The organism is Limnospira sp. PMC 289.06 (assembly GCF_032350395.1).
GTDB classification, from domain to species: Bacteria; Cyanobacteriota; Cyanobacteriia; order Cyanobacteriales; family Microcoleaceae; genus Limnospira; species Limnospira platensis.
The window spans coordinates 1-7,034 of the sequence record NZ_JARPLC010000081.1 but is presented as its reverse complement, the minus strand read 5'-3'; the positions used below and the strand labels follow the sequence as shown (position 1 = coordinate 7,034).

6 protein-coding genes are annotated in these 7,034 nt (G+C 45.2%); 3 read left to right on the top strand and 3 right to left on the bottom strand.

Annotated elements, in window-relative coordinates:
- Positions 1 to 92 precede the first annotated feature (92 nt).
- The 3 genes from P5674_RS16040 to P5674_RS16030 all read right to left on the bottom strand — a co-directional run bounded on the left by P5674_RS16040 (position 93) and on the right by P5674_RS16030 (position 3,973).
- Positions 93 to 2,852: an FHA domain-containing protein gene (locus tag P5674_RS16040; protein ID WP_014274937.1), complete on the bottom strand. Its 2,760-nt coding sequence runs from the start codon at positions 2,850 to 2,852 to the stop codon at positions 93 to 95.
- A 28-nt stretch (positions 2,853 to 2,880) separates the two neighbouring features.
- Positions 2,881 to 3,135, bottom strand: coding sequence for a hypothetical protein (locus P5674_RS16035; RefSeq protein WP_014274938.1), 255 nt, complete (start codon positions 3,133 to 3,135; stop codon positions 2,881 to 2,883).
- 154 nt (positions 3,136 to 3,289) lie between these two features.
- Positions 3,290 to 3,973, bottom strand: a complete 684-nt coding sequence (locus P5674_RS16030) for a PEP-CTERM sorting domain-containing protein (protein ID WP_006616793.1) — start codon at positions 3,971 to 3,973, stop codon at positions 3,290 to 3,292.
- A gap of 331 nt (positions 3,974 to 4,304) precedes the next feature.
- Here P5674_RS16030 and P5674_RS16025 point away from each other — a divergent pair, with 331 nt between their 5' ends.
- Genes P5674_RS16025 through hpsU form a run of 3 tightly spaced genes read left to right on the top strand, consistent with a single transcriptional unit; the run spans position 4,305 to position 6,834 of the window.
- Complete coding sequence (locus P5674_RS16025) at positions 4,305 to 5,249, top strand: glycosyltransferase family 2 protein (RefSeq protein WP_014274939.1); 945 nt, start codon at positions 4,305 to 4,307, stop codon at positions 5,247 to 5,249.
- 41 nt (positions 5,250 to 5,290) lie between these two features.
- A complete protein-coding gene (locus P5674_RS16020; protein WP_006616791.1) occupies positions 5,291 to 6,241 on the top strand; it encodes a glycosyltransferase family 2 protein in 951 nt (316 codons plus the stop codon).
- The gene (gene hpsU / locus P5674_RS16015) at positions 6,238 to 6,834 is read left to right on the top strand and encodes a hormogonium polysaccharide biosynthesis acetyltransferase HpsU (RefSeq protein ID WP_006616790.1); all 597 of its coding nucleotides are present in this window, start codon (positions 6,238 to 6,240) and stop codon (positions 6,832 to 6,834) included. Before P5674_RS16020 ends, hpsU begins: the two co-directional genes overlap by 4 nt.
- Positions 6,835 to 7,034 lie beyond the last annotated feature (200 nt).

The window sequence follows — 7,034 nt, the reverse complement described above, 5'->3', positions numbered from 1 at the left end:
GTTTCACCCAACCTACTCTGTTGGGTTTCACCCAACCTACTCTGTTGGGTTTCACGCTCGCTTCACCTCCACCCATAATTGTATCGGGGTTGTTAAATTACATCCTTGCGTTTTTGCACCACTAATAACAAGCCAAACATCACCATAATTAACCCAATTAAAATCCCCCAATATTTGCCGACATTGACATTAAACATTGAACCATAGTCCTGGAAAAAACGCTTAATGGTTCCTTCGGCTTCACCTAAAGCCCCCTCATATTTACCTCGCCATTCTCCATACTCATCCTGCCATTGTTGAATAGCTGTCTGGTACTCATTAACCCGGTCTTGGTAGGCTTCCATATCAGCTTGATATTGATCCATCTCGTCTTCATAGTCTAGTTGCGCTTGAAAAGACTGGTTATCAGGTCTAGTAGGTTGTTGGGGAGGGTCGCCAGGAGATTCAGGACGGACGGGTTCTGGCTGGTCAACAGCCGGATTATACTTAGCTAAAATGCCGGGAAAACTGCATTGATTAAATAGGCTAGTTCCTAAACAAATACAGTCCTGTTTTTGGGCATCAGTTAAGGCATCGCGTTCATCCTCATCTAACTGCCAACAGGGGTCTTCCGCTACATCTCGACCTACTCCAGTGATAGTAACAAAGGATTCAAACGGCCATTTAGTTAGGGTGAGATGATTAATGATCAGTCCTGGTAGTCCCAAGGTGTTAATAGGTAGCATTCCGCCACCAAAAGTAATTTGAGGAACTAAAAAGATAATGGTCAATAAAGGGGCGATATTCTGGTTAGGAGAAATGGCTGAAACCAATAATCCCATGACCATTCCTGCCATGGTTGCCAAGACTAAGGTTATGTACAAGGAACCATAAACGGAAAAGTCTCCGGGAATCTGAACAGCTATCAGTTTAAACAATAGGAAAATTGCGGCTTGATATAAGGCGAAGACTGAAGCAATACAAACCTTCGACAGAATATAGGGAAGAATTTGTAAACCAATAGTCCTTTCCCGGCGGTAGATATCGGCTTCTTTGACAATATCGCGCATGGTGGCGATACTACCGACCATGACGGCGACTAAGGCGGTAACAAATAGCATGGTAATTACCTGCCCAAAATCGCCTTTGGTATCGTCAAACATATAGCGATTCCAGGTAAACCAGTCAAGTATACCGAGAATAGGGGCGATCGCCAACATTAAGATTAAACTAGCTCGATCGCGCATTAAAATCGACCAATTCCGATTCGATAAAATCAGAAACTGTCGCCAAGCGGAAACCCGTTTAATGGTCGCGCCGGGAACCTGTTGCGATCGCCTATTACCATTAGTTTCAGCCTGAACATTGGTGAGAGTCTTTTGGCGTTGAACCACAAACCTTTGGTATTGGGAAGAGTTGAGATAATCTTGCTGCCAATCTTGAGGCGATCGCTCCCTTTCTACCTTGTGATAAATTTGATTAAAGCGCTCAACCCCAAAATATTGCAGCGCCTCTTGAGGAGGGCCGAAATAAGCAATCCGACCTCCCGCACCTAAAAATACTACTAAATCACACAGCATGACATTATCGGTAGCATGGGTAATCAAAATTACCGTCCTACCTTGGTCTGCCAGATTTCGCAGCAGATTCATAATATCAGCTTCCGTACCCGGATCTAAGCCAGAGGTTGCCTCATCCAAAAAGAATAAACTAGGCTTAGTCAACAATTCCACCCCAATAGATACCCGCTTGAGTTGACCGCCACTGAGGGCTTTAATGGGAACATCCCGACGGTGAGACAATCCCAAATCCTGGAGAACCTCATCAACCCGTTTCTGTCTTTCTGCTAAAGTGGTATCAGCCGGCATTCGTAATTGGGCGGCATAATCCAAAGCCTGAGTCACAGTTAACTCAGTATGGACAATATCCTTTTGGGGAACATAACCAATTTCCGTGCGGTAGGCGTTATAGTTTTTGTACAAGTCAACGCCATTGACTAATACATGGCCTCCCGTAGCTGGACGAAAGCCGTTGAGGGCATCAAGAAGGGTAGATTTACCGCCGCCACTAACCCCAGCCACTACGACAAATTCCCGCGCCTGTATCGATAGGGAAATATCATTGAGTAGGTTAACTTCTTTGGAAACCTGTTTATTTAAGCCTAGCGCATCGAGGCGCAGATTACCTTCTTCGTTGACCTGTACTAAAGTTTCATCAATGTTTAAGGTGAAGCGACAAGGACCGATGCGAATATTGTCTCCCACCGTCAGGGTGCGATCGCCTGTAATTACTTTACCATTGACAAAGGTTCCATTGGTAGAGCTGAGGTCTGTTAAAACAAAAGACCCGTTTTTCCGGGCAATTTGGGCATGGTTGCGAGACACGGAAGGATGATTAATGACTGTATTATTACTCGCATCTCGACCAATAGTAATGAGATCCTTTCCCCGTAACTCTAGGGTAAAACTTAGGACTGTGCCACTGCTTTGCCCTATAGTATTATCAACTACTGTTTCTTCTGATAGGGCTGGGGCGGCGGCTTGGGTCGGGGCTACAGCCAGGGAGCTAAAGCAAAAGGTTAGTTTAGCATCCCCTATTTGGATGGTGTCATTATTGGCTAAGGGTTGCGGCGTTTTGGGGGGAATTGTATCTGCGTTTAGCAGTGTGCCAATGGTACTGCCTAAATCCACAATTACATAGCGATCGCCCTCTAGTCTAATCTCGGCGTGGTGCCGCGAAACACTCATATCTGTTAATACTACTGTGTTATCGGGGGCGCGACCAATGGAAGCTATCCCATTATCAATGACTATTTCAGAAACAGATGTGCTGCCGTAAATTTTGAGTTGGGCATTGGTTGATGAGAAACTCATGTAATATCTCCATTAGCTGGGAAACTGACTAGCTGTTTTGGCTACCACTATTGATAGTAGTGGGATCTGCTACACTCCTTATAATTGGCGAGACAGCTAATCTAAACGCATACCTTCCCTCAAACCTTAGCACAATCACAGTTCTCCGACTCAAGTCCCCCGTCTTCTTGATTAGTAGACTCAATTGGCGATCGCCTGGTCTAACCTCCATCAAGGCTAACATCAAAAAAAGCGATCGCCCTCGAATGAATTTTAGAGCGATCGCTGGGCTTTTTTTAAACAACCAGTTGCTTCTATTATAATGCCAAAATCAACAAAAGTCAACAACTCTTTCCAATTTATTAATGGGCGAAATCCTCCCGCAATTGATTAATTATTGAAGTTTGGGGACTGGCTAGAGGATTTTATTTGCTGTTCATGAACCCACAAAATTAACTTTATTTTGGTTCATCGTCAGGTTTAATAGAGTCACCTTTGCGCTTTAATAATGAACCAGTTACTAGGGCTACTGCCATCAGTCCGAAAATTGTTCCCGGTTCAGGTACGGAACGCTTAGTAGCTGTCCAAGTTCCCGACTCACTATACCAAGCAAAGTCTGGAATTCGAGATCCCCTCAACCACGATGACCACTGGGTTGCATTCATGAGAGCCCCAGCAGAAACTTCTGATCTACCAATGCCATCATACCAGATATTATCCATGAAAAATAACCTTCTTCCAATACAGTCTCTAGTCCTACATGGAACCACACTAGACAGTAAATTATCATCAAATGGTCGCCAGAAAAGATAAGTCTGATGGTTATTGGGGTTATTAAGGAGGAATTCAAATGATAAACCTCTGACATCAGAAACAAAACTGGTGACTTGGAAAAATTGGTCACTTGCGCTGATGTCCAGGGGAATATTACAAGATAATTGATTGACACATAAATTGATGACTCCAGCAAAGGGATGTTTTTCGTGGCTAAACTCTCCAGTACCTACTAACTGACCTTCCGTATCAAAAAAATGGAGGTCGTAGAAAACTAGAGATTGAGCAGGTAGAGAAAAAGCTAAAGCCGAGGCTAATCCTATGCCGGAAGCTAGGGTTAAATTTGCCAAAAGTTTTGTCATGGCCATGGCAGGTTTTAGGTTGAGTGATTGATGCGGAGTTTAAATAATTGTAGATAAAGACTATCTGGCAACGGATTCAATTAGAATTAATGTTCTAGGGAGTCACGCTATCAAATTATTTAATCCCCGTGAGGATGATTAAACACCAAGGCCAGATGAATTTAACAGGGAGTTATGTAAAAAGAATGGGAATTTTGGTGAAGATTGTGTAAAATGATAGCATCCTAATCTAGGCTCGTAACTGCGACCCGTGGGGACGAAGTTAACCCAGATTAGTGGTCAGGGAATTTGCATCAACGGTTGGGAAACCCATCAGCAACCTCTAGGAACTCTAGTTATGTCTGAACCGCTGATTTCTGCTATCATTTGTACCCATAATCGAGCTAACTACTTAGGGGCGGCGATCGATAGCTTGCTAGACCAGGAATTTGATAACTTTGAAGTGATCGTGGTAGATAATGCTTCGAGCGATCGCACCCGTGAAATAGTCGAAAGCAAACTCGATCACCCTAAACTCCGTTATATATACGAGCCGATCACAGGTCTGTCTGTCGCCCGCAATACCGGAGCCAAAACCGCCCAGGCTCCCATTTTAGCCTACCTAGACGATGATGCCGTTGCTAGTCCTCAATGGCTAAGGGTACTCTACACAGCCTATCAAGACAACCAGAAACTAGCGGTAGCAGGGGGTCGCGTTACCTTAATTTGGCCAGAAGGCATCACCCCTCCCCCATGGCTATCCCCCGGTTTAGCCGAAAACTTAGGAGCATATAACCTAGGAGATGATATCCTTTATATCAGCAATCCCGGCTTAACCCCCAGAGGACTAAACTACTCTATCCGCCGCACCTTTCTCGACCAAATTGGAGGGTTTGACCCTAATCTAGGTAGAGTGGGAAAACGGCTGCTTTCTAACGAAGAACTGGTGATGACAGAAGAAGCTCTCAACCGAGGCTGGGAGGTGGCTTATATTCCCGATGCTTTGGTGGCTCATAATGTCGCTCCGGAAAGAGTTAAGCGCAGTTGGTTTATGGAGAGAGGCTGGTGGCAGGGAATTAGTGAGTGTTACCGTGAACAACTGTCGGGACGCGCCAACTGGGGACAATTAGGGCGGGGCGGCGAGAATATGGTCAGAGGACTTTACAAATCCCTAAAGTATTTTAACGATCCAGCTACCCGATTTGATAATTTGGTTTATGCTTATGGTCAAATTGGCTATTTAGGAGCGGCGATCGCTGGTTTGTTAAACATCAACAATACAGCCACCAAACCCAAAACATGAGAAATCACCTATCTTAATGGTCTACTTATCAACATTGTGTTATGAGCATTACTGCATCCAAAATTCCCGTTTCCGTGCTAATTCCTGCCAAAAATGAACAGGAAAATCTCCCCGCGTGTCTGGCTAGTGTGGCTGTGGCTGATGAAATTTTGGTGGTCGATTCTCAAAGTAGCGATCGCACTGTGGAAATTTCCGAAAGTCTCGGAGCTAAAGTGGTACAATTCCACTTCAATGGTCAATGGCCGAAAAAGAAAAATTGGTCCCTGGAAAATCTCCCCTTTCGTAATGAATGGGTGCTAATTGTGGACTGTGACGAACGTATCACCCCGGAATCTTGGCAAGAAATTGCCCAAAAAATCCAAAACCCCGAATATTCTGGCTATTACATTAATCGTCGGGTATTCTTCCTAGGGAAATGGATTCGCCACGGCGGTAAATATCCCGACTGGAACCTGCGTCTATTCAAGCATAAATTGGGTCGCTACGAAAATCTAAACACCGAGAACGTCCGTAATACCGGAGATAATGAAGTACACGAGCACGTAGTCATCTCTGAGGGGAAAGTCGGTTATCTCCAAGAAGATATGCTTCATGAGGATTTCCGGGATTTGTTCCACTGGATAGAACGCCATAACCGCTATTCTAACTGGGAAGCACGGGTTTACTACAATATCCTCACAGGTCAGGATGATAGTAAAACCATTGGGGCTGATTTATTTGGAGATGCAGTCCAGCGGAAACGCTTTTTAAAAACCATTTGGGTGAAACTGCCCTTTAAACCTCTGTTGCGATTTATCCTATTTTATATTATCCAACTGGGTTTTTTGGATGGTCGCGCTGGCTATATTTATGGCCGACTGTTGAGCCAATATGAATATCAAATTGGGGTGAAACTTTACGAATTGCGTAAATTTGGCGGTCAGTTGAATGTGGCGAAACCCACCACCAAGACAGCCACGCCTCAGTCTGTACCTCAAACAGTGGAAAAATGACCAAAACGGAGACATCGACAGAAGCCTGGGTTGATCTGCGAAAGTATGATCAATCTGGGTTTGACCGGGGGAAGCCAGGATGGTTGATTTTACTATGGTGGTTGGTTCAGGCGATCGCCTTTCCCCTGACTCCTCACCCGTTTAATAACATTCGCTGCGGGATTTTGCGGCTGTTTGGGGCCAAAATTGGTCAAGGGGTAATTATTCGACCTACCGCTAGGTTGACTTACCCCTGGAAAGTGGCGATCGGTGATTATAGTTGGATTGGTGATGATGTGGTACTTTATAGCCTAGACCGTATCGAAATCGGTGAGCATTGCGTGATTTCTCAAAAGTCCTATTTGTGTACGGGAAGCCACGATATCCATGACCCCGCTTTTGGTCTACAAACCGCCCCAATTGCGATCGCTCCTGGGGTGTGGGTAGCTACAGATTGCTTTATCGGACCGGGAGTGGCGATCGGTGCTAATACCGTTGTCGGCGCTAGATCCAGCGTCTTCAGTGACCTACCAGCCGCCCAAATTTGCTTAGGAACCCCCTGTCGTCCCCATTCCCCCCGAAATCTCATATCCACAAAAATAATCGATAATTGACAATTTCGTAGGGGCGGGTTCTGCTGTCAACCCGGCATCCCCACCAGGATATGAATAAACCCGCCCTCTCACCCAGCGGACAATTAATAATTAATCATGGTAGGGGCGGGTTCTGCTGTCAACCCGGCATCCCCACCAGGATATAAATAAACCCGCCCTCACCCACCATAATCAACCCGGCATCCCCACCAGGATATGAA

Bases quoted from the DNA above. Each gene is read 5' to 3' on its own strand.
- P5674_RS16040 (WP_014274937.1), bottom strand. From the start codon at position 2,852: ATGAGTTTCTCATCAACCAATGCCCAACTCAAAATTTACGGCAGCACA.
- P5674_RS16030 (WP_006616793.1), bottom strand. From the start codon at position 3,973: ATGGCCATGACAAAACTTTTGGCAAATTTAACCCTAGCTTCCGGCATA.
- hpsU (WP_006616790.1), top strand. From the start codon at position 6,238: ATGACCAAAACGGAGACATCGACAGAAGCCTGGGTTGATCTGCGAAAG.
- P5674_RS16020 (WP_006616791.1), top strand. From the start codon at position 5,291: ATGAGCATTACTGCATCCAAAATTCCCGTTTCCGTGCTAATTCCTGCC.
- P5674_RS16025 (WP_014274939.1), top strand. From the start codon at position 4,305: ATGTCTGAACCGCTGATTTCTGCTATCATTTGTACCCATAATCGAGCT.